General features: G+C 41.3%; 26 protein-coding genes, 1 tRNA gene, 1 pseudogene and 1 other annotated feature. Of the genes and pseudogenes, 5 read left to right on the top strand and 23 right to left on the bottom strand.

The genetic code is table 11. The annotated features are described in order from the left end of the window. Positions 1–5: 5 nt before the first annotated feature. The 3 genes from ilvN to ilvE form a co-directional block, all read right to left on the bottom strand. The gene (gene ilvN / locus NSQ25_RS12715) at positions 6–524 is read right to left on the bottom strand and encodes an acetolactate synthase small subunit (RefSeq protein WP_007501584.1); all 519 of its coding nucleotides are present in this window, start codon (positions 522–524) and stop codon (positions 6–8) included. Continuing rightward, a complete protein-coding gene (gene ilvB / locus NSQ25_RS12720; RefSeq protein ID WP_025092480.1) occupies positions 521–2245 on the bottom strand; it encodes an acetolactate synthase large subunit in 1725 nt (574 codons plus the stop codon). Before ilvB ends, ilvN begins: the two co-directional genes overlap by 4 nt. Before the next feature lie 122 nt (positions 2246–2367). Continuing rightward, positions 2368–2614, bottom strand: a binding site (T-box leader). An 8-nt stretch (positions 2615–2622) separates the two neighbouring features. After that, positions 2623–3537: a branched-chain-amino-acid transaminase gene (ilvE, locus tag NSQ25_RS12725; protein ID WP_024427825.1), complete on the bottom strand. Its 915-nt coding sequence runs from the start codon at positions 3535–3537 to the stop codon at positions 2623–2625. Positions 3538–3970: 433 nt separating this feature from the next. Here ilvE and NSQ25_RS12730 point away from each other — a divergent pair, with 433 nt between their 5' ends. After that, entirely contained in the window at positions 3971–5014 is a 1044-nt protein-coding gene (locus tag NSQ25_RS12730; protein ID WP_326136191.1) for a lactonase family protein, read from the top strand. Positions 5015–5244: 230 nt separating this feature from the next. On the opposite strand, the gene NSQ25_RS12735 is transcribed toward NSQ25_RS12730, so the two are convergent. From NSQ25_RS12735 to NSQ25_RS12765, 7 genes are all read right to left on the bottom strand, one after another. Continuing rightward, positions 5245–5664, bottom strand: a complete 420-nt coding sequence (locus NSQ25_RS12735) for a YkvA family protein (RefSeq protein ID WP_024423190.1) — start codon at positions 5662–5664, stop codon at positions 5245–5247. 95 nt (positions 5665–5759) lie between these two features. After that, a complete protein-coding gene (dltD, locus tag NSQ25_RS12740) occupies positions 5760–6926 on the bottom strand; it encodes a D-alanyl-lipoteichoic acid biosynthesis protein DltD (RefSeq protein WP_024427823.1) in 1167 nt (388 codons plus the stop codon). After that, entirely contained in the window at positions 6926–7162 is a 237-nt protein-coding gene (gene dltC / locus NSQ25_RS12745) for a D-alanine--poly(phosphoribitol) ligase subunit 2 (protein WP_024423191.1), read from the bottom strand. Before dltC ends, dltD begins: the two co-directional genes overlap by 1 nt. 21 nt (positions 7163–7183) lie before the next feature. Next, a complete protein-coding gene (gene dltB, locus NSQ25_RS12750; protein ID WP_326136190.1) occupies positions 7184–8368 on the bottom strand; it encodes a D-alanyl-lipoteichoic acid biosynthesis protein DltB in 1185 nt (394 codons plus the stop codon). After that, positions 8365–9870 carry a D-alanine--poly(phosphoribitol) ligase subunit DltA gene (gene dltA, locus NSQ25_RS12755; RefSeq protein ID WP_326136189.1) on the bottom strand — a complete coding sequence of 502 codons (1506 nt, stop codon included), beginning with the start codon at positions 9868–9870 and terminating at the stop codon, positions 8365–8367. The genes dltB and dltA overlap by 4 nt, the downstream gene beginning before the upstream one ends. A gap of 14 nt (positions 9871–9884) precedes the next feature. Continuing rightward, entirely contained in the window at positions 9885–10034 is a 150-nt protein-coding gene (locus NSQ25_RS12760) for a teichoic acid D-Ala incorporation-associated protein DltX (RefSeq protein ID WP_024427820.1), read from the bottom strand. 252 nt (positions 10035–10286) lie between these two features. Further along, the gene (locus tag NSQ25_RS12765; RefSeq protein WP_342497910.1) at positions 10287–11567 is read right to left on the bottom strand and encodes a DUF1668 domain-containing protein; all 1281 of its coding nucleotides are present in this window, start codon (positions 11565–11567) and stop codon (positions 10287–10289) included. A gap of 225 nt (positions 11568–11792) precedes the next feature. Here NSQ25_RS12765 and NSQ25_RS12770 point away from each other — a divergent pair, with 225 nt between their 5' ends. The 3 genes and pseudogenes from NSQ25_RS12770 (at position 11793) to NSQ25_RS12780 (ending at position 12922) form a co-directional block, all read left to right on the top strand. Continuing rightward, positions 11793–11933 (top strand): hypothetical protein, encoded by a 141-nt coding sequence (locus NSQ25_RS12770; protein WP_080769767.1) that lies wholly within the window; start codon positions 11793–11795, stop codon positions 11931–11933. Then, positions 11873–12562: pseudogene (locus tag NSQ25_RS12775) on the top strand (polymorphic toxin type 50 domain-containing protein); the annotation flags it as partial. The gene NSQ25_RS12770 and the pseudogene NSQ25_RS12775, both read left to right, overlap by 61 nt. A gap of 21 nt (positions 12563–12583) precedes the next feature. Next, positions 12584–12922, top strand: coding sequence for a hypothetical protein (locus NSQ25_RS12780; RefSeq protein WP_326136187.1), 339 nt, complete (start codon positions 12584–12586; stop codon positions 12920–12922). Between the two features lie 325 nt (positions 12923–13247). On the opposite strand, the gene NSQ25_RS12785 is transcribed toward NSQ25_RS12780, so the two are convergent. The 10 genes from NSQ25_RS12785 to NSQ25_RS12830 form a co-directional block, all read right to left on the bottom strand. Further along, positions 13248–13321 (bottom strand) — tRNA-Arg (locus tag NSQ25_RS12785). A gap of 120 nt (positions 13322–13441) precedes the next feature. Then, positions 13442–13966, bottom strand: coding sequence for a metallophosphoesterase (locus NSQ25_RS12790; RefSeq protein ID WP_024427164.1), 525 nt, complete (start codon positions 13964–13966; stop codon positions 13442–13444). A gap of 14 nt (positions 13967–13980) precedes the next feature. After that, entirely contained in the window at positions 13981–14583 is a 603-nt protein-coding gene (locus NSQ25_RS12795; protein ID WP_326136186.1) for an XTP/dITP diphosphatase, read from the bottom strand. Positions 14584–14593: 10 nt separating this feature from the next. Then, on the bottom strand, positions 14594–15322 hold the full coding sequence (gene rph / locus NSQ25_RS12800; RefSeq protein WP_024427165.1) for a ribonuclease PH: 729 nt from the start codon (positions 15320–15322) through the stop codon (positions 14594–14596). Positions 15323–15473: 151 nt separating this feature from the next. After that, a complete protein-coding gene (locus NSQ25_RS12805) occupies positions 15474–16535 on the bottom strand; it encodes a GerMN domain-containing protein (protein WP_326136185.1) in 1062 nt (353 codons plus the stop codon). A 102-nt stretch (positions 16536–16637) separates the two neighbouring features. After that, the gene (gene racE, locus NSQ25_RS12810) at positions 16638–17453 is read right to left on the bottom strand and encodes a glutamate racemase (protein WP_034279765.1); all 816 of its coding nucleotides are present in this window, start codon (positions 17451–17453) and stop codon (positions 16638–16640) included. 10 nt (positions 17454–17463) lie between these two features. Beyond that, positions 17464–17904 (bottom strand): MarR family transcriptional regulator, encoded by a 441-nt coding sequence (locus NSQ25_RS12815; protein ID WP_034279763.1) that lies wholly within the window; start codon positions 17902–17904, stop codon positions 17464–17466. A gap of 149 nt (positions 17905–18053) precedes the next feature. Then, positions 18054–18278, bottom strand: coding sequence for a spore germination transcription factor GerE (gene gerE / locus NSQ25_RS12820; protein WP_003184172.1), 225 nt, complete (start codon positions 18276–18278; stop codon positions 18054–18056). 205 nt (positions 18279–18483) lie between these two features. Beyond that, on the bottom strand, positions 18484–19800 hold the full coding sequence (locus NSQ25_RS12825; RefSeq protein WP_326136184.1) for a citrate:proton symporter: 1317 nt from the start codon (positions 19798–19800) through the stop codon (positions 18484–18486). 154 nt (positions 19801–19954) lie between these two features. After that, a complete protein-coding gene (locus NSQ25_RS12830; RefSeq protein ID WP_024423208.1) occupies positions 19955–20815 on the bottom strand; it encodes a LysR family transcriptional regulator in 861 nt (286 codons plus the stop codon). Between the two features lie 135 nt (positions 20816–20950). Here NSQ25_RS12830 and NSQ25_RS12835 point away from each other — a divergent pair, with 135 nt between their 5' ends. Then, the gene (locus tag NSQ25_RS12835) at positions 20951–22081 is read left to right on the top strand and encodes a PrpF domain-containing protein (RefSeq protein ID WP_075622075.1); all 1131 of its coding nucleotides are present in this window, start codon (positions 20951–20953) and stop codon (positions 22079–22081) included. A gap of 27 nt (positions 22082–22108) precedes the next feature. On the opposite strand, the gene NSQ25_RS12840 is transcribed toward NSQ25_RS12835, so the two are convergent. The 3 genes from NSQ25_RS12840 to sdhB form a co-directional block, all read right to left on the bottom strand. Next, positions 22109–22828, bottom strand: coding sequence for a biotin--[acetyl-CoA-carboxylase] ligase (locus tag NSQ25_RS12840; RefSeq protein ID WP_326136183.1), 720 nt, complete (start codon positions 22826–22828; stop codon positions 22109–22111). A gap of 79 nt (positions 22829–22907) precedes the next feature. Continuing rightward, positions 22908–23369, bottom strand: coding sequence for a thioesterase family protein (locus tag NSQ25_RS12845; protein ID WP_065214556.1), 462 nt, complete (start codon positions 23367–23369; stop codon positions 22908–22910). A 121-nt stretch (positions 23370–23490) separates the two neighbouring features. Continuing rightward, positions 23491–24255, bottom strand: a complete 765-nt coding sequence (sdhB, locus tag NSQ25_RS12850; protein ID WP_046311996.1) for a succinate dehydrogenase iron-sulfur subunit — start codon at positions 24253–24255, stop codon at positions 23491–23493.

A 24255-nucleotide genomic window follows, 5' to 3' on the forward strand; every position in this document is an offset into this window, starting at 1 on the left:
TTTGTTTAGACAATTGAAATTGTTTTATTTGTTTGCGGCTTTTGCTGATTATCTCTCGCAAAGGCCGTGGTGCCAGTTCTGGCGACTTCTTTAATGCCGTATGGCTTAAGTAATTCAATGAGTGCTTCAATTTTTGAAGACTCACCTGTCACCTGAATGACGACACTCTCTCTGCTTACATCTACAATAGAAGCTCTAAAAGGTTCAATGACCCCTGTGATCTCCATTCTTGATGCTGGTGCAGATACGACTTTTATCAAAGCCAGCTCTCGCTGAACGATTGATTGGTTTGTAATGTCTGTTACTTTCAGCACATCGATTTGTTTGTTCAGCTGTTTTGTCAGCTGTTCGATGTCTTTCTCCTGGTCTACATGGACGACGAACGTGATGCGTGATACATCTTGAATCTCAGAATGGCCGACCGTAATGCTTTCAATGTTGTAGTGTCTTTTAGTAAAGAGGCCTGTGATTCTGTTCAGTACGCCTGATCGATTTAATACAGTCAACACAATAATTCTTTTCAAGGTTTCACCCCCACCATCTCATGAAGTCCTTTCCCCGGTGCTACCATCGGGAATACTTTTTCATCTCGCGCTACATTGACATCGATGAAAACAGGCTCTCTAGAGGTTAAAGCTTCTTCAAGCTTTTCTTTCGCCTCTTCGTCTGATGAGATTCTGATTCCTTTAATGCCATAAGCTTCAGATAATTTGACGAAGTCTGGCTGCTCTGAAAATTTAGAATGTGAGTAGCGTTCTTCGTAGAAAATTTCTTGCCATTGTCTTACCATTCCAAGGCTGTGATTATTGAGTACAATCACTTTGACTGGAAGGTTCAGCTCACGGATAACGGCAAGTTCTTGCAGGGTCATTTGGAAACCTCCGTCTCCTAAAATTGCCACAACAGTTGCCTCTTGATCAGCCAGCTGAGCGCCGATGGCTGCTGGTAATCCGAAGCCCATTGTGCCAAGACCTCCAGATGTGACCCACTTATCTGCATTTTCAAATGGATAGAACTGCGCAGCCCACATTTGATGCTGTCCGACATCAGTTGCGACAATGGCTTCACCTTTTGTGAATTGATGAATGTATTCAATCAGCTTTTGAGGCTTAAAGCCTTCTGCTTCGTTTTCAACGTACCAGAGTGGATATTCTTCCTTCCACTGATCTAATTGATTTTTCCATTCGTCTGATTCCCCTTGCTTCCCGTCCTGCTTGATCAGCTCTTCAAGAACGAGCTTACTGTCTCCAACTACTGGGATATGGGTATGAATGTTCTTGCCGATTTCCGCTGGGTCGATGTCAATATGAGCCACCTTCGCATGTTTCGCAAAATGATTGAGGTTGCCTGTTACCCTGTCATCAAATCTTGCTCCGATTGAAATAAGTAGATCACATTGATGAAGAGCCATGTTCGCTGCATATGTGCCATGCATACCAGCCATCCCTAGGAAAAGAGGATGCTTTGCCGGGAATCCGCCAAGTCCAAGCAATGTATGAGCGACTGGGATTTGCTGCTGCTCTACATACTGTCTTAATTCTTCAGATGCTTTACCATGAAGTACGCCGGCTCCTGCTAGAATGACTGGTTTCTTCGCTCTGCTGACAGCTTCTACTAATTTGCGAATTTGCAAATAGTTTGGCTCTACTTTTGGCTGATAACCAGGTAAATCAATTGGCTGATCATATTCAAACGTTCCTTCAATGCCTGCGACATCTTTTGGAATATCAATCAAGACTGGACCAGGTCTGCCTGTTGTTGCGATATGGAACGCCTCTTTAATGACACCCGGTAATTCCTCTGGATTTCTTACTTGGTAGCTGTGCTTTGTAATTGGCATTGTGATGCCGAGTACATCAGCTTCTTGGAAAGCATCCGATCCAATGACTGACGTTGCCACCTGCCCTGTGAATACAACAAGGGGAAGTGAATCAATCATCGCATCTGCAATTCCTGTCACAAGATTTGTCGCTCCCGGCCCTGATGTGGCAATGACAACACCCGGTTTACCAGATACTCTTGCATATCCTTCTGCTGCGTGAATCGCTCCCTGCTCATGTCTTGGCAGGACATGAAATAAACCAGAATCGTAAATTTTATCGTAGATTGGCAAAACTGCTCCGCCCGGATAGCCGAAAATGACTTCTACTTTTTCTCTTTTGAGTGCTTCAATTAACATGAGTGCACCGTTCATCGTTTGTGGTGCTTTTGATTTTTCCGTCTCCATTTGTACATTTGTCCCCATTTGATTTCCTCCTCTTTGTCTTGCTTCAGTCAAGTCCTTTCACCCTTTTCTATTCAAGATAGAGATATGAGACCATATAAAAAAGCCTTCTCACCCCACAATGACACTACTTTTCACTAGGTCAAAGGGGCGAAAAAGCTTTGTTTTTCGCGGTACCACCCTTGTTCACGGCAAACCCTGCTGCCGTCTCATGGACATCTTTCGTCCATTTTGGTAACGAGTGAGCAATGTCACTCGGTCTGCCCTACTATCATTTCAAGCAGACACTCAGAGGTGAGTTCACTTTAGAAAGTAACACCGGTTTCCAGCTAGCACCGGCTCTCTGTAGATACTGACTCTAAAGCTACTAGTCCTCTTCAACGTTTATCGATATCTATTTAGCTTGCATGAATGTTTTCATCTGCAAAAACGACTTTTTCTCCTTCTTCAACTACTCGCTTGCGGAATTGTTCAAGAAGTTTGTTTGTGTGGAACCCAGGTTTCCCTTCACCGATTGTACGGCCGTCAACTTTTACAACGGCGATGACTTCGGCTGCGGTTCCTGTTAGAAATACTTCTTCAGCTGTATACACATCGTGTCTTGTGAATGGTTCTTCTTTCACTTCGTATCCTAAGTCTTCTGCAATCTCCATGATGGCATTTCTTGTGATGCCTTCAAGTGCGCCGATATAACCTGGCGGTGTATAAAGCTTGCCTTTTTTATAAATAAACACGTTGTCTGCAGAACCTTCCGCCACGTACCCTTGATCGTTCAGCATCAGCGCTTCACTCACACCGGCCATATGGGCTTCGATTCGGACAAGAATGTTATTCAAATAATTTAATGATTTCACTTTTGGGCTAAGGACATCTGGACGATTTCGTCTTGTTGGAACCGTCACAATATCAATACCCGTTTCATATAGGTGCTTTGGAAAAATGGCCAGCGGCTCTACAATGATCACTGTATTGGCTCTCCCGCAGTTGTTAGGATCTAATCCAAGATCACCTGCTCCTCTTGAGACGACAAGGCGGATATAGGCATCCTTTAGGCCGTTCCTTTCAACTGTATGAATCATTTTCTCCGTGAGTTCCTCAAGTGAATATGGAATGTTCAGCATAATGGATCTGGCGGAATCATACAGGCGGTCTAAATGTTCTTTCATTCGAAAGATATTTCCGTTATATACGCGAATCCCTTCGAACACACCGTCGCCATATAAGAAGCCATGATCGTAAACTGAAATTTTCGCATCCTCTTTTTTCACGAGTTCATCGTTTAAAAAGATCCACTGTTCCTTTTGGTCTTCCATTTTCAGTGAGCACCCTCTCTTTCAAACAAAAAGTAGTTGAATTTTCAGACACTTTATATTGAAGTGTCTCTCGCTTGCACTGCGTGTTTGTTTAGCTTTTGTAGAACCCATCTTACGCCGCTTTCCATACAGTGTCAACAGCATTTTTAAAATTATTAGACAATTTAGACTAATCAAAATTAAATGTATACGCTTACACCTTTGCTAGACAAGGAATGAAAAAACTTAAAATTTTTTGTATTTTTTCTTCAATTTATTTACTTTACATGAACGGTTTTCTTTTGAGAAAACTTTTGTGATATTTTTTCACATGATTTTTGATGAATATTGTGAGATTTCAATCACTTCGTTTTTTCTTTTGGCATGCCTTTCTAAAGCGTTTTCCTATGAATTTATGATAGAATGAGAGCATCTAATAGAAGGAGGGCAATACATGGCTAACATCAGAGGTTATATCGGTACGTATACTAAGGGAGACAGTAAAGGTGTTTATACGTTTACATTAAATACGGACAAACAGCAGATTGAGCAAGTAGAAGTCGCTGCTGAACTTGAAAATCCTACATATTTAACCGTGTCAGAGGATCAAAAGTTTGTTTATGCTGTTGTGAAAAAAGGATCACAGGGCGGCCTTGCTGCGTATCAAATTGATTCAACAACAGGCAGACTTCACTTCATCAACCAAGAGCTTGCCGATGGAGCTTCTCCTTGCCACGTCAGCGTAGACAGTCAAACGAAAACGGCGTATACAGCGAATTATCATAAAGGGACAGCAGAGATGTATGAAATCGATGCTGAAACTGGCTCAGTGATCCGCACGCTCTCACAGGCGCAGCATGAAGGAACTGGCCCTAACGAAGAGCGTCAGGAAAAACCGCACACTCACTTTATGGGTCTCACGCCAGATGAACAATTTGCAGTGGCTGTTGACCTTGGAACAGATGGAATTTATACGTATAAGAAAGAAGACGGAAAACTTGAGCTTGCTCATACATTTGAAACAAAGCCAGGCAGCGGACCTCGTCATATCACATTCCACCCAACGAAACCTGTGGCATATGTAATGACAGAGCTAAGCTCCGAGGTCATTGTGCTTCGTTACTTTGAAGATGGTCATTTTGAAGAGATCCAAACAATCGCGACCATTCCAAGCGATTTCACAGAGAACAATCAAGGCAGTGCCATTCATGTCTCTTCAGACGGACAATTTGTTTATGCAGGAAATCGCGGTCATGACAGCATTGCGATTTTTAAAGCAGATGATGACGGCCAATTAAGCCTAGTCGAGATTGCTTCTTCTGAAGGAAACTGGCCTAGAGATTTTGTGCTTGATCCAACAGAAGAATTCCTCGTCGGTTCAAACCAAGAATCTAGCAATCTTGTGTTATACAAACGCGACAAAGAAACAGGACGTCTCACTGTCTTACAATCAGACATTACCGTCCCTCATCCAGTTTGCGTGAAATTTTTAGGGTAAAGAAAAAAGCCTCCAATAACGGAGGCTTCAGATTGTTGACAAAGGGCTAAAATGAAAAACATTTTAGCCCTTTGTCTTCTTATCAGCGTGATAGAAAACCTTTGCAGTCTAGGAAGGACGAGCACCGGAGCGGAGCGAATTGAAACATTCGTGAGCACTGGAGCGCAGACCTGACAACGAATGCGAGGGTTTGTCTACACGCTAAAGCCTCCAATAACGGAGGCTTTTCTTTATACAGACGGCATACCGCCATCCTCAAGCTTTTGATCAATCAGAGACGTATCCGTTTTTTCACCGAACCATTTTGACAGCCTGTCTTTTGCTTTCCCTTTCACATCATCATCAATGTACATCGCTACTTGAAGCAAAGCAAATGTGATGGCTCCTAAATCATCTGTGTAGCCGACGCCAATCAATGTATCCGGAATGAGATCAAGTGGAAGGATAAAATAGCCGAGTGCTCCAATAATCAAGGTCTTTGCTTTGACCGGCACTTCGGGTTTTTGCAATGTATAGTAAAGTAATAGCACAGCATAGACAAGAGAGACACCAGCTTTTTGTGCCGTCTTTTTTAACTTTTCCCAAAAGGCATGATCATTAAAATGCTTCTTTGAACGCTTTAATAGTTCTTTTTTCTCAGAACGATTCATCATATCGCCTCCATCTACAGCATAGCCCTTTTCCCTCAGTTATACAAGATATCCGCTGATTCGACAAACAAAAAGCAGCAGAAAGCTGCTGCATTCTACTGCTCTTTGTAAAACTTTTCAATTGCCTTATCGATGTACACCCATCCTTTATAAGACACATGAATCGTATCTTTAAAGAAATATGGATCGTACTCATGCTTAGTCAAATCCGCGACTTCATACCCATTATCTCGAATTTGACGATTGATTTTTTCATAATAACCTGTACGGCCTTCTTTCGGAAAACCGGTGTAATCATACCACTTTCCGTTGACAGGAATTGTCACAAACAAAGGCTTCGCCCCTGCCTGTTTTAAAATATCCAGCATAATCTGAAAATCTTTGTATTCTGGTGACTCCGCATAAGAATGGCCTTCACGGGAATCCTTCATCTTTTTCATGATCGGTTTCAGCTTGTGGTCAAATAGTTTTTGATTAATATAAAACGGGTTGTCCCCTGCTCTTTTCGCACCAAAAATGCTCGCTTCTTTTTCAAGCTCAGCCCAGGTTTTCCCTTTGACTGAAGGAGATGGCTGAAGCTTGCGCTCAGGCCCCGATCCAATCGTATAGTACATGTCTTTCTTTTGAAGCATGCCATAATACATTTTCGCAATAGGAGAAATCGCGCCATAAGCGAACTTGTTCCCAGATAGCTCTGCTTTAAAAAGTTCTGTGATCACCATGTCGTTTTTGACTGCTTTAAACTTCATGATTCTTTTGATCAGCTCTTTTTTCACAGTTGGATCAATTTCTTTATTATAGGCGAGATTCAGCGCTTGAAGCGCTGAATAGTTAGGTGCAAAGTGATTCTCGTCAGATCCCCATTTCACAAACCACTGCGGAGACACGATAAATACAAGCTTCTTCCCTTTTAATTCATCCATATGCGCTGCGAAGTTCATCGCATGAATTAATGATTGCGATCCACCTTTTCCAATAAGATAAGGTGTAAACCCTTGAGGATTCTCATGAAAGAAATTCGAAGGATGATATGGATCAAAACGTGATAGTTCAGAAGATCCATAGATCGGCAAATAAGTTGGATCTTTTAGCATTTCATCTTGTAAATAGAGCCCTTGAAACATCCCTGGATCTAATTCTGTGGCTGACTTTTGTAATTTGTCTTTTGGGATCAGGTGTGAGAGCCATGCATTTGGTACAAGAAGAACACCAATGAATAGAACAGCCGCTAAAATAAGCGGCCCAAAAAAACGCTTTTTCATTACTTCATCTCTGCCAGCTGCTCAGCAATATGATTCGGCGTATCCCACACATCACGATCGAATTCTGTAATCGGAACAGTGATTCCGAGTTGACTTTCAATTGCCATAAGCAGTTCTACTGTACCAAATGAATCAAGAAGACCTTCTTCAAAAATCGCAATCTCTGGATTTTCTTTCACAACGTCATCCTGACAAACCTCTGCAATAATACCGTATACTTGATTTTTAAATTCCATAATTATCTACTCCCTTAATCATTAATGATGAAATGGTTTTCCTGAAAAAATATAAAATCCGAAACAAATCACATGGAATGTAATAATGATAGACACAACCATTGTGACCTTATTATCCGGCCACCACTTGTGCTTTTTATTCCATTTCTCAAATAAATTGTAACCGGACATGACAACTGCATGATATAGTCCGTAAATAATATATTGAAGGGCAAGACCATGCCAAGCACCCATCAATAGAAAGAGGACAAAGTACCCAATATTTGATACAGCCATTCGGTTCTTGATCCACTTCTTTTTAGTCATAAAGAACACAAATCTCATAAACACGTAGTCTCTGAACCAGAAGGACAGGGACATGTGCCAGCGATTCCAGAAGTCTTTAATGTTTCGGCTGATAAACGGTTTATTAAAGTTCTCTGGTGATTTAATCCCCATAATATAACTCACACCTACAGCAAATGCTGTATATCCAGCAAAGTCAAAGAACAAATACATGCTGTAAGCATACATATATGTTAACTGCTGAACAAAGTGACTGCTGCTAATGTGATGGATATTCATCAGAATATATGTGTGAATCAGATAGCCAATAATGAACTTATATAAGAAGCCAATAAAAATTTTATGAATACCGGCATATAGAAGATCACTGTATGCTTCCTTTTCAGGCGGCGTATCCATATCCTTTTCAAATCGGCGGTAACGGTCAATCGGACCTGATGAAATCGTCGGGAAAAAGACAATGAAATAGACCAAACGGTGAATCGGAATTTTTTTCTTAATCAAGCCGTCTCTTGTCTCGATAATTAACTGAACACCTTTAAATGTTAAGTATGAGATTCCCAAAAAGCTCAGCCAGTTCATTGGCGCCGGCTGGTGCGGCTGATGAGTTAAAAAGAACGGTAAAATCTTTGACAGCACAAGCGGCAAAATAGATGCCACCACTGCTGCATAGAAAACAGATGCCTGATTCGCCTTTAACCGATATGCAAGGTACAGGCGGATGATGAAGATTTGCCACACCGTGAACAAGAAGAGCAGCAGCGCGCCATGAGCATCCTTTGAGAAAATAAGTGCCAGCGCCACCACCGTTGCAAACATGTTGTAGCCCTGCATTCTTTTGCCGCGAAGACCAAGAATGATCGTCGGCAAAAGAAGAATACCAATTAGAATGAAGAAAAAGAATGAACTAAACGGAATCATAGAAGAACCTCTTTCGCGATTCTCTTACGGTCAACCTTCCCGTTTGGCGTCATGTACAGCTGCTCCAGATACACAAATTTTCTTGGAATCATGTACGCTGGCAGTGAATCCGCCATTTCCTTCTTAATCGCACTTGTCAGCTGATACTCTTTTTCAAATGAATGAGCTGCTGGAACAATCGCTGCAATCAAGTACTCGACATGACCGTTTGGCTGGAATGGCACAATCACACAAGCATTGACATAGGTTGTCTCGCTCACATGATACTCAATTTCTTCAAGCTCCATCCGATATCCATGAAGCTTAATTTGATAGTCGAGACGGCCATGGCACGTAATTAATCCATCCTGCGCCACACCTGCGTCACCTGTACGGTAAGCAGGGCGTCCCTCGTATTCAAAGAACACTTTATCCGTTAAGGCTTGTTCACCTAAGTAGCCTCTCGTGACGCTTGGGCCCACGATGACAATTTCCCCTTTTTCACCATCAGGAAGTGTCTTGCCTTCTTCATCTAAAATGACGATGTCTGTATCAGGTTTGGCATAGCCGACTGGTAAAGAATCGTGCTGATCAAGAATCGCCTGCGTGACTTCAATTGATGTGATCGCAACAGTTGCTTCAGTCGGACCATACGTATTAAAGACCTGCGCCTTTGGAAAACGCTCCAGAAGTGCACTTGCTACAGCTACAGGAAGCGCCTCACCGCAGAACAAGAAAACTTTTAGCTCAGGTAAAAGCTCCCCTGTAAAGGAAGGGTCCATTAAGCACATTTGCACAAAAGAAGGTGTTGATGTCCACACTTCAACGTCAGATTGACCAAGTGCTGCAAACATATCCTTTGGCTTATTGACGAGATCTTTTACTAAACAGTAAAGCGTGCCGCCTGATTGAAGCGCTGGATAAAGATCCATCACTGATAAGTCAAAAGAAAATGGTGCTTGATTTAAGAATGTGCGTCCCTCACCAATTGGGAAGTCACGGCACATCCAATCTGTAAAGCTTTCTAAATTATTGGCAGTTACCTGAACGCCTTTCGGTTTTCCTGTACTGCCAGAGGTATAAATAATGTAGAAAACATCATCTTGTTGAACCCACTGCGTGGATGGCGGTGCTTCTTTTTCAAGTGCTAAAAGCGATGCCGCACTCTTCACTTCAATGTGTTCTTCTACATCTAATACATTCTGCTCATTTGCACAAATCAATAGACTGGCTTTTGAGCTTTCAATAATTGAGACGATGCGCTCGACAGGTATTGAGATATCGACCGGAATATACGGTCTGCCTGATTTCACACTGCCTAAGAAAGAAATCAGCATCTCTGGCTCCATATGACCGTATACAATGACAGGTTCACTGCCAGCTGCGACTGCATCAATCGCACCAGCCATTTGGTCTGATAAATGCCAAAGCTCACCATATGTGATCGAAGCATGTTGAGAAACAAATGCTGGTTGTGTTGGTTTCGTTTGCTGGTATTCATGAATCGTTTGTAATAGTTTCATAATTTAATCTCCAATTAAAAATCGTTGTAAATGAATGATCCCGTATTTGCTGTGTGGAATCCGTAAATAAAGAACAATAATAGCAAAATAAGTAAGTAAAAGCTTGTATATCCTATCCATTTTACAGACTTATTTTCTGATAGCTTTTTGAATAGCATATTGATAACCTCTTTTCTTTTGACACTTATAGAGACGCATGACTCATTCAAAGAGTTTCATATCAAACCATAAAATTTTTAAGAAATGCTAAAAAAATGTCGAACCTTGGAACGTCTCTTTTGAGCAAAGCTGTCTTATTGTAACAAAGATTTAATGTATTTGAAATGAAATTCGATCTTAAATTTGCCTTAAAATTGCTGAAAGCTGTCGAACTAACGCAAAAGCCATCTAGTTGGACTAGATGGCTTTGATTTCAATTACTTCTTATATTTATTGACTTCGAACATGAGAATGTTTTTGAACACCACATAATCCTTTTTACTTTCAAAAGGACCTTTGTTATTGTCATGCTCATCAATTTCATAAAAACCTGGTCCTTCTCCGGCATCACGCTTTTTGTACCAGGATAGGAAGGCGTTGACTTCTTTCATTGAAAGGTCATACTCTTTCTGTAAGCCATTGACCATGGTGATGATGAGAAGGGCATCACCGTCTTCATTTGTTGCATCGTCTTTTGGTGGTGTGGTTGGTTCTTGGTCTTTGTCTCCTGGATTTGTAGAATCATCTTTTGGTGGTGTTGTCGGTTCTGAATCTTTGTCACCGGGTGTTTCTGTGTTGTTTGGAAATTGCAAGTCTTTTAAAGATAAAGAGATGACGGATTTGTAGTTTTGATCTGCAATCTCTGTATAATTCGCATTATAATCTCTACCACCTATAAGGTATAATGTATCATCAATAACTACTGCTGAAGCTCCTATACGCATATTATGATAAGGTACTTCTATTCTGACTAATCCTTCTTGTTCAGTATCATACACAAATAAATCTCTTGGTGAAGCAGCAGGAAATACCATGTTATTTTTATAAGTAACACCACTTAGATACCCTTTAACAAATCCTTTTTTCTTGACAGACCAGGCTTCCTTTGATGCATTATATTCAAAAACTTCACCCTTATCATTTTTCCCAAATATATAAAATTTATCGTCTAGTACTAGGCCAATTGCACCTTCATTTTTAACATTTAGAGGAGCTTCCTCTTTCCATGTTTGACTGGTTAGATCATAACTAAAAAATTCTTTACCGCCTAGTACATAAATTTTATTTCCAATAACACCCGCTTGAACGTTATAAGAGCCTTTTGATTTGCTAATAAAGGGAATATCAGGTAGTTTTTCCCATTCACCTTTTTTTGTATCATACACCTCGAACTTATTATAAGTAAAACCCGTATGTTTTCCAGCAAGGACATATATTTTTGAACCTACTACTACTGATGCTGCTCCCCCTCTTCCAGTTGGTATATTATTTTTTTTAGTCCATTTATTTATAGATGGATCATATTCTAACGTTTCTTTGTCCGCATTAAACCCACCAATTACATAAATTTTCCCATCTACAGCATTAGCTACAGCTCCCACTCTTGCTGTTGGCAAATCAGCTAATTGATTCCACTCATCCTTAGCCGCATGTACCATTTGAATTGACTGCGTGAATGAAAGAATTACTAGTAACATCATGACGATCCATTTTTTCAAAAATAACACTCCCTTTTCATTATCTTACTTCTTCATTATCGGAGTGTTTTTAAATTTTTATAGAATAATTGATCTTTTTAAGGAGAAATTAATAGTAAAAAAGCATTAGAAAGGGCCTTACTAAAGAGAGCCTCTTAAAATAGCAAGTTCAATCAGAAACTGCCTGAGACTATAATCAGAGAACAATTTTAAAAAACCCATGGCTTTGCGATAAAAGATTTTTATATGGAGTGTCACATTCCCTTTTTGCAATTCTTTCAGATTGTCATTGAAGAGTACAGCAGTGCGCTAAAAAAGACAAAACAGTTGAAGTTATTCGAGATGGAATGCTATATCGGTTACGAATATCGGATCAAAACAAAGTGAATATTGAAAGCATCACAAAAATTTCTGATGTGAAAACGGGTGAACAAACCTCAAACATCTTAAATACAGCGGTTGAATTTACAGGAATAAATGATGCCATTCGAGTCATCACAGGGAGAGACCCTGTCACAGGTGACAAAGTTGCTGACATGGACCGTCTAGTATCAAGCTTGTACATGATACCAGGAGCTAAAATCGCTAAAGTTGGAAAATACGCATTTAAAATAATGAAAGGAGATAAAGCAGCCAAGAAGATTGTCAAAACACCTTCCTTCGGCAAACATTCCGTACCAAAAGGTCCGTATCGTGAAGTAAATGGTTTCCCGGCAAAAGTAAAACCAGGAGCTCAAGAGAAACATATTCCTGATACACCTAACTATAAACAGGAGATAGCTAATGGTAAAACAAAGAGTATCTTCTTTGGAGATAATAAAAAAGCACAAAAATTGCTTGATAAACATGCAGGTACTGGTGATATGTTAAAAACAAAAAATAAAGAAAGAGTGGATTTTGGTCAAGTCATAGGAGAGCATTACAATACAGAGACCAATAAGTATGAAGAGACTACAAGAGGCATTATACATTATAGTAAAAACGGCGCTCACATCGTGCCTTCACAACCATCCTAAATATGAGAAAAGAGGATTGACATGGAACCTAATTCTTTATTTAAAACATTATCAAAATACAAAAATAGAGACCTTAAATTGGAATATGAAAATGGATTAAGGCTAATCGGTAGAACTGATACATTTTTTGAAACTGATAACGGTCTAGAAGATGATGACATCAATTATAAAGAATATTACGCTACAGTCTTTCAAGTAAATAAGATTTTATCTCCTCCCCTTATTAATGAAAAAGACAGTTTATATACTTGGTTAATTGAGGGAAACACTTTGTTTGAGATTTCTCTTTATGAAGATACACCAAGTGCAGTTTATATAGCAGATGGCCCAAAAATATGGGAATTGGACAGTGATGAATAACTAAGAAAAGCCCCTTCAAATTAGAAGGGCTTTTCATTTGTTTCTGTTTTAAATATATCTAGTCGCTACCTTCAAATATAACTCTATTTTTCAATTTATACATTTTTGATTTTGATCCATTTACGTTCATAGTCATTGAAGAAGCTGACCAAAAATCAGCCACTCATTTTGATAGCTTCCTTGATACAAAAACAGGGAACGGAAATACTTAAAAATAAACCCGCTCCCAAAACCCTGTTTTGGAGCGAGTTACGAACTTAAGTTCCAAAGAACAAAAAAGCCTGAAACCCTTGATAATAAAGGGTTTCAGGCTTTTAATTTAGTACGTCCCAGGAGAGATTCGAACTCCCGACCGACGGCTTAGAAGGCCGTTGCTCTATCCTGCTGAGCTACTGGGACATGTTGTTATGTAGTGTGCTTTGGCATATTACCTCAGCGACAAGATTTATTATATTACTATTGTTCTTTAAAGTCAACGGTTTTTCGAAAGTTTTTTCATAAGGGGCAAATGCTGCACCCTTATGAAATACCTTCCAATGTGACAGTGTTTTCGAGGTCTTGTATGACCTGACCTTCGTCCGTGAAAAACTGTACGTTTGCTTCGCTTCCATCTAGTGTCAGTATAGCATAGCTGCGCTCTTTTCGCACTCTTGGCAGGTGCACGCTGCCTGGGTTAATGAGCAGTTTTCCTCTGAGCAGTTCACTGCCTGGGATGTGCGAGTGGCCAAAGCAGATAATGTCTGCGCCCAGCTCTTCTGCACGGTAGTAGACTTGAAGTAAGGATTGTTTGATGCCATGCAGATGTCCGTGAGTGAGAAATAGTTTTCCGCCTCCATCAAGTGGGAGCAGGAGCTCTTCTTCAAAATCGCCCATAAAGTCACAATTTCCTTTGACGACTTTGTATCCTTCGAGTGCCGGGTGGTTCGTTTCGAGTTCTGAATCTCCGCAGTGAATCATCATGTCAACTTCAGCCGCATGCCGTTTGGCAATGGTTTGAAGTTCGTCTGTGAGTCCATGACTGTCACTAATGATGAGTATCTTCATGGCTTCATTCCCCCTTATTCATTTGCGTCTAGCAGTGATGAAAGCTTTTGAAGCGCGACCGCTCGATGGCTGATCTTGTTTTTCTCCTCTGGTGTTAACTCGGCCATCGTCTGGTCTTTGTCTTTAACGATGAAAATTGGGTCGTATCCGAAGCCGTTTTCGCCGATAGGTTTTTCTGCGATGAAGCCTTCTACTGATCCTTCTACCGTTTTTGTTTCTTTTCCCGGTATGCTGACAGCAAGGGCACATCTGAATCTGGCTGTGCGGTCTTCTTTTTCAATGCCTTGAAGTTCGCTCAGCACTTTTTCCACATTCTCCGCATCGTCTTTATGCTCACCTGCGTATCTCGCTGAATACACGCCAGGTTTTCCGCCCAGATAATCAATCGACAGACCGGAATCGTCTGCAATGACCATTTCACCTGCTTTGGCTTGAATGGCCTCCGCTTTGATGATGGCATTTTCTTCGAAGGTTTGTCCTGTTTCTTCAATTTCTTCAGTAAAGCCAATGTCTGCTAGTGTTTTGACCGTGAATCCTTTTGGCTCAAGAATGGCTTTGAATTCTTTCGCTTTGCCCGCATTGTGCGTTGCAATGATGGCTGTTTTCATCCTGATCAAACCCTTCTCTTTATTCGATGACTTCTCCTGTTACTGCTTTTTGCTTTTCGATTAATTCTTTGATGCCCTTTTCGGCTAAATCAAGCAGTCCGTTTAGCTGTTCTCTTGAGAATGTCGCTTCTTCGCCTGTGCCTTGAAGTTCAACAAAGCGACCAGCGCCTGTCATAATGACATTCATATCTACTTCAGCAGAAGAATCTTCTTCATAGTTTAAATCTAACAGAAGACCTTGCTGAGAATCAATTCCGACGGATATCGCCGCTAAATAATCAGTAATCGGGTTTTCTTTGATGACTCCTTCAGCCCGTAGCTTTTGAATCGCAAGTGTCATGGCAACAAAAGCACCTGTGATCGACGCTGTGCGTGTGCCGCCGTCTGCTTGAATAACATCACAATCAATCCAAATGGTGCGTTCGCCAAGCTTTTCTAAGTCAACGACTGCGCGGAGTGCTCGTCCAATTAAACGCTGAATCTCCATAGTGCGTCCTGTGACTTTTCCTTTAGATGATTCTCTTATCGTTCTTTGTGCAGTTGCTCTTGGAAGCATGCTATATTCTGCTGTGATCCAGCCTTTTCCTTCTCCTCTTAAAAAAGGAGGTACGCGGTCTTCGATCGATGCGTTACAAATCACCTTCGTATTTCCCGCTGAGATTAAGACAGAGCCTTCTGGGTGCGTGATGTAGCCTGCCTCTATTTCAATTTTTCTCAATTCGTCATATTGTCTTTCATCTAATCTCATGTTTTACCTCCGTTACGATATACATTCCTCGCGAGTGCCAGCGGGGTTCTCCTACTAACTTTGACAACCTCAGCTCGTTCTAATCGCTTGGAATAAAAAAGAGGCAGCGAATATGCATGCCTCTTTTTCTCCATTATATCAATGTGTGACGTTAAAAACTACCTGTATTCACTTGTTCTGGTCGTGAAACCGGCTTTGTAAGCTCTGCTCCTTTTTCGTTCACAAGCTCAGCCTTGCCGTTCACCTTGACAGATACGCTTTTGACGTCCGGCAGCTCGGTTAATGTGAGCACAATGCTATCAAGAACTTTTTGTGAAATGACCTTTTTCTTTTCATCTGCACTGCCAAAAATGGACTCGTTGAAATCAAGTGTCACATGGCCATCTTTTACTTTTGGTACATCATTCAGCTTCACATCTTGATCGAAGTCTGTAAGCAGATGGCTTTTTTTGCTTGGTCCAGAGACGAGCTCATCAATCGCTGCTGTAATCGGATCATCCTCGTCTTTTGGCGCTCTTTTGGTCACCGGAACATAGTACGTCTGGTCATCAGATTCAGCTAAATAGTAAACCGTCACTGGCTTTGTCGCTGTCATATCAGCAGCAGCCTCGTGCTGGATATTAATACCGTCTTCTCTGCTTAAATCATCTGAGATAGGTGTACCGTTCACAGGCATTTCTTTTAGTTCATGTCCATTCATCTTCAATTTGACTTTGGCTATGGAATCAAACTGTGTTAACGTCCAAGTAACAGATTGCAAAATGCGCTGCTCGTCTTCTTTTTTATAGTTTTTAAATTCATTTGAAAAATCGACAACCGCCGTTCCGTCTTTAATATCGACAGATACGCTCGTATCCGCTGGCAAAACTGCTCTGAATCCATTCGGCATTAAGTTCGAAATAGGTCCCCCATCCACGAGATATTCAAGGGTTTGTTTGGCACTCCCTTCATTTTTCGGCAATGGAATGGATTGAGATACGACATACCCGTTTTTATCTATTAAATATAATTCTCTCATGACCGTATCTGCCTGCTTCTCTTCTTTTCCTTCTTTGGCTGTTTGTTTATCTTCTTTATTTTCTTTCACATATGTGACGTTTTGTGGCGGGTCAATCTCTGTTTTCGCTTGGTCTGTTTGAAACAATCCGCATCCTGACAAAAGCATGGCTGACGCGATACACGTAACAGCTGCTGTAGATCCTTTTTTCAGCATACTTCACCCTCCTCTAGTAGTTTGTACTACTATGTATACGAGCTCCCCCAGAGGATTAGACCCTTTTCATAAAAAAATAACCCACTTCAAAATAGAAGGGGGTTATTGCTGGTAGATGTGTTCAAGTGACACAGTTTCGACCTTCCCTGGCAGGTAGCCAAACCAGTCACGAGCGATGTTTTGAAAATTTTGCTGCTGCCCCGTTGTGTAAAATGTATGGACAGGCGCTTCTTTAGAGGTATTTAACAGCCCTTTATATGAAAGAATCGTACTCGCTTCTCTCGCTGTCTCATCCCCTGATGAAATGATGCTGACATCACTGCCCATAAAGCGCTGAATCGGCTCTTTTAAAATCGGATAGTGTGTACAGCCAAGTATAAGTGTATCAATTCCTGTTTCCTTCATCGGTTCAAGGGAATCTTTCACCACTGCCTCTGCTGTCTGATCTAAAAACGTACCGCTTTCCACAAATGGGACAAGGAGCGGACACGCCAGACTTTGAACTGTTAGACCTGCTTTTAGTGACAGCAGCGCTTCTTTGTATGCCTCGCTTTTGATCGTATTGACTGTGCCAATAACGCCAATATGCTGGTTGTTCGTCACTTTAATTGCTGTACGGGCGCCAGGCTGAATGACGCCAATAACCGGAATATCAAGCGTTGCTTTAATTTCATCCAGTGCGATCGCTGTTGCTGTGTTGCATGCAATGACGAGCATTTTAATATGGTGGTGTTTTAATAAGTAGTGTGCCATTTCCCATGTATATTGAAGAACTTCTTCTTCTTTCCTTGGGCCATATGGACATCGTTTTGTATCGCCTACATAAATGATTTTTTCTTTTGGCAGTTGTCTCATGATTTCCTTTGCAACGGTTAAACCGCCGACGCCGGAATCAATGACGCCGATTGGTTGATCCAACAAAATCGCCTCATTTTCTTTTCATTTGCTGCTGTAGTTTCGTTAAGGATTGGTTGAAAACGATGGCTTCTTCTTCTGAGAAAGCCTCTAGAAGTTCACTGACGTATTCTTGGCGTTTAGCAATCACTTCTTGAATGATCCGCTCGCCTTCAGGCAATAAATGAATGCGAACCACGCGGCGGTCAGATGGATCTTTCACCCGTTCGACAAGCTCACTTTTTTCCATTCTATCAATTAAATCAGTGGTTGTACTGCAAGCCAAGTACATCTTTTGTGATAGCTCGCCTATTGTCATATCTCCGAATTCATAAAGCCACTGAAGCCCAATGAATTGTGGAGGTGTAATCGTATATTGATTCAGGATTTCTCTGCCTTTTTGCTTAATAATTGCGGCAATGTGACGCAATGATTTTTCAATCTCTGCAACATGGCCTGACTCATTCGTTTCCATTTAATTGATACCTCACTATAGCATCTCACTTTGATTAAAACGTACATGTCTATTTTCCTCGTTTTTCAAAGAAAATGCAAGAAGAGACTCATGGAAACCATATAGAAATAACCGGTTCCTTCCCGATATGGAAGGAAAACCGGCTGACTTTAGAGCTCTAGCTCACCCATACGCAGAAGCTCGACTACAGCCTGTGAACGGCCTTTGACTCCTAGCTTTTGCATGGCATTCGAAATATGATTTCGAACAGTCTTTTCGCTAATAAAAAGCTCGCTTGCAATTTCTTTTGTTGTTTTATCTTGGACGAGCAATTCGAATACTTCTCTTTCTCTTTTGGTTAATAGCGGCTTGGATTGAAACTCTTTCTCCTTCAAGTATTGTAACCCTCCTTGCTAAGGTGAGAGCTCTAGTCTCTATAGAATGGGATTCTGTATAGTCGAGATATCATATGCCGGGTGCCTGAGGTAGGTGACGTTAAAATCAAGAAATCCCGCATATCAGCGTCCAATTTCTGCGCTTTCATCCACGCAAAAAAGGACGTGCCTCTTCCCCGAGACATCGTCCTTTTTTGCGTGGTATTTAAAAGATTGAAATGGCGCCTGTTAACAATGCAATAAGTGTTGTAAAAAGGGCAGTTAACACGGTCCATAGCAGTGCATATTTTTGCAAATCACCAATATCTTTGTTCAGCATACTGACAAGCAGCAGTGTTGAAGCGACAAGCGGACTCAGTAAGTGAACAGGCTGCCCTATGATAGAGGCACGTGCAATTTCCACCGGATCAATCCCATAAGCTGCGCCGGCTTCAGCCAGGATTGGCAGCACTCCGAAATAGTAAGCATCGTTTGAGAGCACAAATGTAAATGGCATACTCGTCAAAGCCACAATCAGCGGAAAAAATGAGCTGTAGGAATCCGGAATCATGTAAATGACCAAATTGGCAATGGCCTCAACCATTTTTGTTCCAGAAAAGATCCCTGTAAAAATCCCTGCAGCAAATACAAGTGTAATGACCGTTAATGCGTTGCCTGCATGAGATAAAATTCGCTCGCGTTGATCTTCAACCTTTGGATAGTTGATCATCAGAGCGATGACAAATCCAATTAAAAAGAGTACAGGAATTGGTATGATATCCATGACGAGTGTGATCATGACAGCAACTGTAAGGAAGAAGTTAATCCAAATCAGATTCGGTCTCTTGATATCGGCTACTCCATCTTCAATTGACGCAGCCAATTCAGGAGAAATGGACGGCTCTTCTTTGTACTGAATCTCTGCAATCCCAATCCGTTTTCTTTCTTTTTTCCCAAGTACATAAGCAGTAAAAAGTATAAAAAGACCGCCTCCAACCATCGTTGGGAGTAATGGAATGAAAAATTCGCCTGCATCTAATCCAAGCGCCGCGATTGCACGAGTAGCCGGGCCGCCCCATGGCGTCATTCCGCTCATAATTCCTAATGATAATAATGAAATTGTTCCTAAAATTAATGGGTTCATCCCGATTCTTAAGAAAAGTGGCAGCATCGCTGATACGGTAATCATGTACGTTGTTGTTCCGTCACCATCTAATGCAACAAGCATAGACAAAATTGCTACCCCAAAAGCAATTTTGACAGGATCACCTTTTACAATACGTAGAATGAGTTTAATCAGAGGATCAAACAATCCAGCATCCAGCATGACACCGAAGAATAAAATCGCAAATAACAATAAAGCAGCTGATGGTGCAACAGTTTTCAGTCCATCAAGCATCATGTCCCCTAACCCTTTGTTAAAGCCGCCGATCAATGCAAATATGATAGGTACAACGGTTAGAGCCACCACCGGATGCATACGTTTTGTCATAATGAGAAATGTAAATGTCAAGACCATCAAGATCCCTAAAATAGCTAGCACTTTATATCCCTCCATCCTCTTTCTTTACATGATCTGCAAGCGCCCCCTTGCACTTGCGATCTATATGTTAGCGCTTTCTATTTCAAGGATATAATAGCTTTTTTTATAATGAAAATATCGATTTTTTCGTTTATTCAATAAATTTCTTTTATAATCAACCTTGCTGATTTCTTAAAAACTCAATGAACGCTTTCACCACAGACAAATGAAGTGAGTCTGGCTGGTACATGAGCCATGTATCTCTTAAAACAGGCTGTCCATCTTTATACGAAAGTCCTTTTACAAATAACTCATCACTTGGTCTGAGGCAAATTTCTGGGACAATGGCATAGCCTAAACCATGCTTCACCATCTCTTTTGATGTATCCTGACGGTCTGTCTCCATCGTGACAAGCGGAGGCATTGTGAATGTTTCCTGCCACCATCTGTTAATCAGCCGTTTTAATGAACTGTCTGTATGATAGTCAATGAGCGGCAGATTCGGGAGATCCTTTAGCTGAATCTCTGATTTTGAAATAATGCAAAGACGCTCTTTATCAAGCAAAAAACGCTCTCCATTCCAGTCATAATCGCCTCTTAAAATCCCTAAATGCACACTTGATGTTCCTAATAAATCCATTACCTTTGTGCTCCAGCCTGTGTTGACCATAAATTGAACATGTGGATACTGCTTAGAAAATTCTTTTAATATTTCTGGCAGTTTATATTGGGCAAAGTTACTTGAGACCCCTAATCGGATCGTTCCTTTGACCTTTTTTTGCATATTGAGCATGCCATCTTTCGTTTGCTGCAGCTGTTTGAGCATGTCATTTGCGTATTTAGCCAAGTATTCGCCCTCTGATGTAAATTCAATTCCTCGTTTTCTTTTAAAGAAAAGTTTCATATCAAACTCCTCTTCAAGCTGTTTCAATCGATAGCTTAAGGCAGGCTGAGAGACAAATAATTTTTCTGCCGCTTTTGTGATGTTCTTTTCTTCATAAAGTACCTTTAAAAACCGCCAATCTTTTTCATCCATTGTATGCCCTCCTTTTTTACTAATTATAAAATATTTTTATTGATTTCTCTTAAAATAATGTATTTAACTTATTTCTTATTATACTTTACCATTTTGGTTAGATAAACAGTTCATTAAAAATTGAGGGTGAGAGTCATGAGAAAAGTTCCAATCACAATCATGCGAGGCGGTACAAGCAAAGGGGTATTCATTCACGCAAACAATGCACCATATGAACACGATGAGCTCGAGGCATTTCTATTAGACATTATGGGCAGCCCTGACCGGCTGCAGGTCGATGGGATCGGCGGCGGTAATTCTTTAACAAGTAAAGTGGCCATTATCGATAAAGCCACACGCCCGGATGTGGATGTGAACTATACTTTTGCACAGGTCAGTATTAATGAGAGATATGTCGACTTTAAAGGAAACTGCGGGAACATCTCATCAGCCGTTGGGCCGTATGCGATCATTAAAGGACTTGTTCAAGCGGTTGAGCCCATTACGACTGTACGTATTCTCAATACCAATACAAATAAAGTCATTACGGCAGAGGTCGAAGTCGAAAATGGGGAAGTTAAATTTGAAGGACAGGCAGAAATTCCAGGCGTAAAAGGAACCGGTTCTCCCATTTATTTATCCTTTGAGAAACCTGAAGGCGCTGTCACAGGTAAAACCTTTCCGACTGGAAACAAAATGGATACGATTCAAACAAAGTTTGGGGAGATTCCTATCTCGATCGTTGACATTGCAAATCCAATTGCCTTTATTCGCGCGAAAGATATTCAATTAAAAGGAACTGAATTACCTGAAGAGTTTACAGATGAATTACTGGATGATTTAGAAGAAATTCGTTCTCTCGCTGCTGAAATGTGTCACTTTGCACCAAAAGAAATGGCCACATTACAGTCTCCAGCTGTTCCAAAGCTTGCGCTCATCAGCGAGCCTGCTGATTATGTAGATACAAATGGAATCTTGAGACGAGCAGCAGATATGGACATCATCGTTCGTATGCTATCGATGCAAAGACCGCACCAAGCACTTGCCATTACCGGTTCTGTCTGCGTGACAGCCAGCTGTTTCTTGGATGAAACGCTTCCTTCTCAGCTGTTCCAAGGTCAAGATGACACCCTTCGTATTGGGCATCCTGCCGGGATTATGCAAACGGAAATTGACATCTCTCAAAACAGAGTCAAAGTCATTCGAACCGCAAGAGAAATTCTAGACGGAGTTGTTTTCACAAAACAAGACTATGTGATTCAGCCTCATATTAAAAGAGAAGCTTAAAGCAGACGAGAATATCGTCTGCTTTTTTTAATGCTGAAGCGGTGCATCGATATCTCCGGCAGAATGAGCTTTTATCTGCCCTTTCTCATCTTTTAGCTGGAGATGACCGTAGCGGTTGACTCCGCAGCAAATTCCCTCTTCCCATGTTTGTTTTTCACGGTCTAACGAGATCCGCAGCGGTTTAAGAAGACGATATAATCGTTTGTTGTAGAGGGCCGTGAGTGCTTCAAACCCTTCATTCTTCCAGCGTGTATGATATTTTTCAAAAGCGGCGACAAGTTCTTTCACAAGCTGATCAGCTTTTACCTCTGTAAGCTCTGATAGGCAAATGGTTTTGTACGGAACATGCTCCGGCTTTGTCTTCACATTGATGCCAACCCCGATATAAATGGCGGTACGGTCCGCTTCAATCAATGTGCCTGATACCTTTGCTTCATTGATGAGAATATCATTTGGCCATTTGATCGCCAGCTGATCCTCAGCCCTGATGAGAGGTTTGAGTACATCGTAGATCGCTAGTGCCGTCAGCGGAGCAATCGTTGACTGGGTGGAGAGTTCTTCTGGCGGCAAAACTGTCATGGTCACAGCGACATTCCCTGCAGGCGTTTCCCACGGTCTCCCTAGCCTGCCTCTTCCTGCTGTCTGCTGATGTGCATAGACAGCAAATGAAGGTTTTTCTCCTTTTTGCATAAGCCTTTTTGCTTCATTATTTGTACTATCAATGGTGTCATATTGAAAAATCTTCATGTGTTCTCCTTTTGTTTCTTCTTGATATGATCCTTTTATTATAACAAAATGAAGCTTACACGATGATGAGGGCTCTATGTTATTTATTTCGTTGAGCTTGAAATGTCTCTTTTTCTTCCTCTGTAAATGGGACAGGTGCGCCTGTTTCTTTATTAATTTGCACCATGGTGACTGAGCCGGTAAAGCATGGTTCCTGCTGCTCGTTTTCTCCTAAATAATGAAGGATAAGTGAGCTTGATCCGACTTTTTCCGGCTTTACATACACACGAAGCCGCTCCCCAATCTCCACCTGTTTGATGTAATCACATTGCAGGTTTGCCACGACTGTAATCGTCTCTTTCACACGTTTCATTCGTTTATCCACAATTCCTGTTTTTTGAAAAAAGGCAATCCGTGCTTCTTCAAAATATACAAATGGAGTGACATTGTTCATATGGCCAAACATATCCGTTTCTGAAAAACGGACAGTCGTTTCGACATAAAATCGAAAGGATGCTCTCCATTCTTCAAATGGTTCCTCAATATATGATGGAAGTCTCACTTCATCATCTCCTTATTCATCAATAAACGCCTCTCCCATATTGGAAGAGGCGTTTATTTTGTGTTCCATCCAGCCTCTTGTAAACACTCATCATGATTGGCAAAGAGGACTGAATGTGATGTTATTCTGCGTGATCGCTTCCGAAGAAGTTACGGAAAGCTTGTAATGTTGTATCTCGGTTAAGTGCTGCAATTGACGTTGTCAGCGGGATTCCTTTCGGACAAGCCTGCACACAGTTTTGAGAGTTCCCGCAGTTCGCAAGACCGCCGTCTCCCATAATTTCTTCTAGACGGTCAGACTTATTCATCGCACCTGTCGGATGTGCGTTAAATAGACGAACTTGCGAAAGCGGTGCAGGGCCCATAAAGGAAGACTTATCATTCACGTTTGGACAAGCTTCAAGGCAGACACCACATGTCATACATTTAGAAAGCTCATACGCCCATTGACGTTTTTTCTCAGGCATTCTTGGTCCAGGTCCAAGATCATATGTGCCATCGATCGGCACCCATGCTTTCACTTTTTTCAAGGAGTTGAACATGCGGCTTCTATCAACCTGCAAGTCTCTCACGACCGGGAATGTCTTCATCGGCTGAAGACGGATCGGCTGATCTAACTGGTCAATCAAGGCTGTACATGACTGACGCGGTTTTCCATTAATGACCATGGAACAAGCTCCGCACACCTCTTCAAGACAGTTCATGTCCCAGTTGATCGCCGTTGTTTTTTCACCTTGTTTATTGACCGGGTTACGTCTAATTTCCATGAGTGCGGAAATGACGTTCATATTTGGGCGGTAAGGGATTTCGAATTCCTCATCATAAGGCTTTCCATCTGCTGTATCTTGACGTGTGATAATGAATTGAATTGTGTTTTTTTCACTCAT

Origin of the sequence: Bacillus sp. FSL R5-0512 (genome assembly GCF_038593295.1) — a bacterium.
GTDB classification, from domain to species: Bacteria; Bacillota; Bacilli; order Bacillales; family Bacillaceae; genus Bacillus; species Bacillus safensis.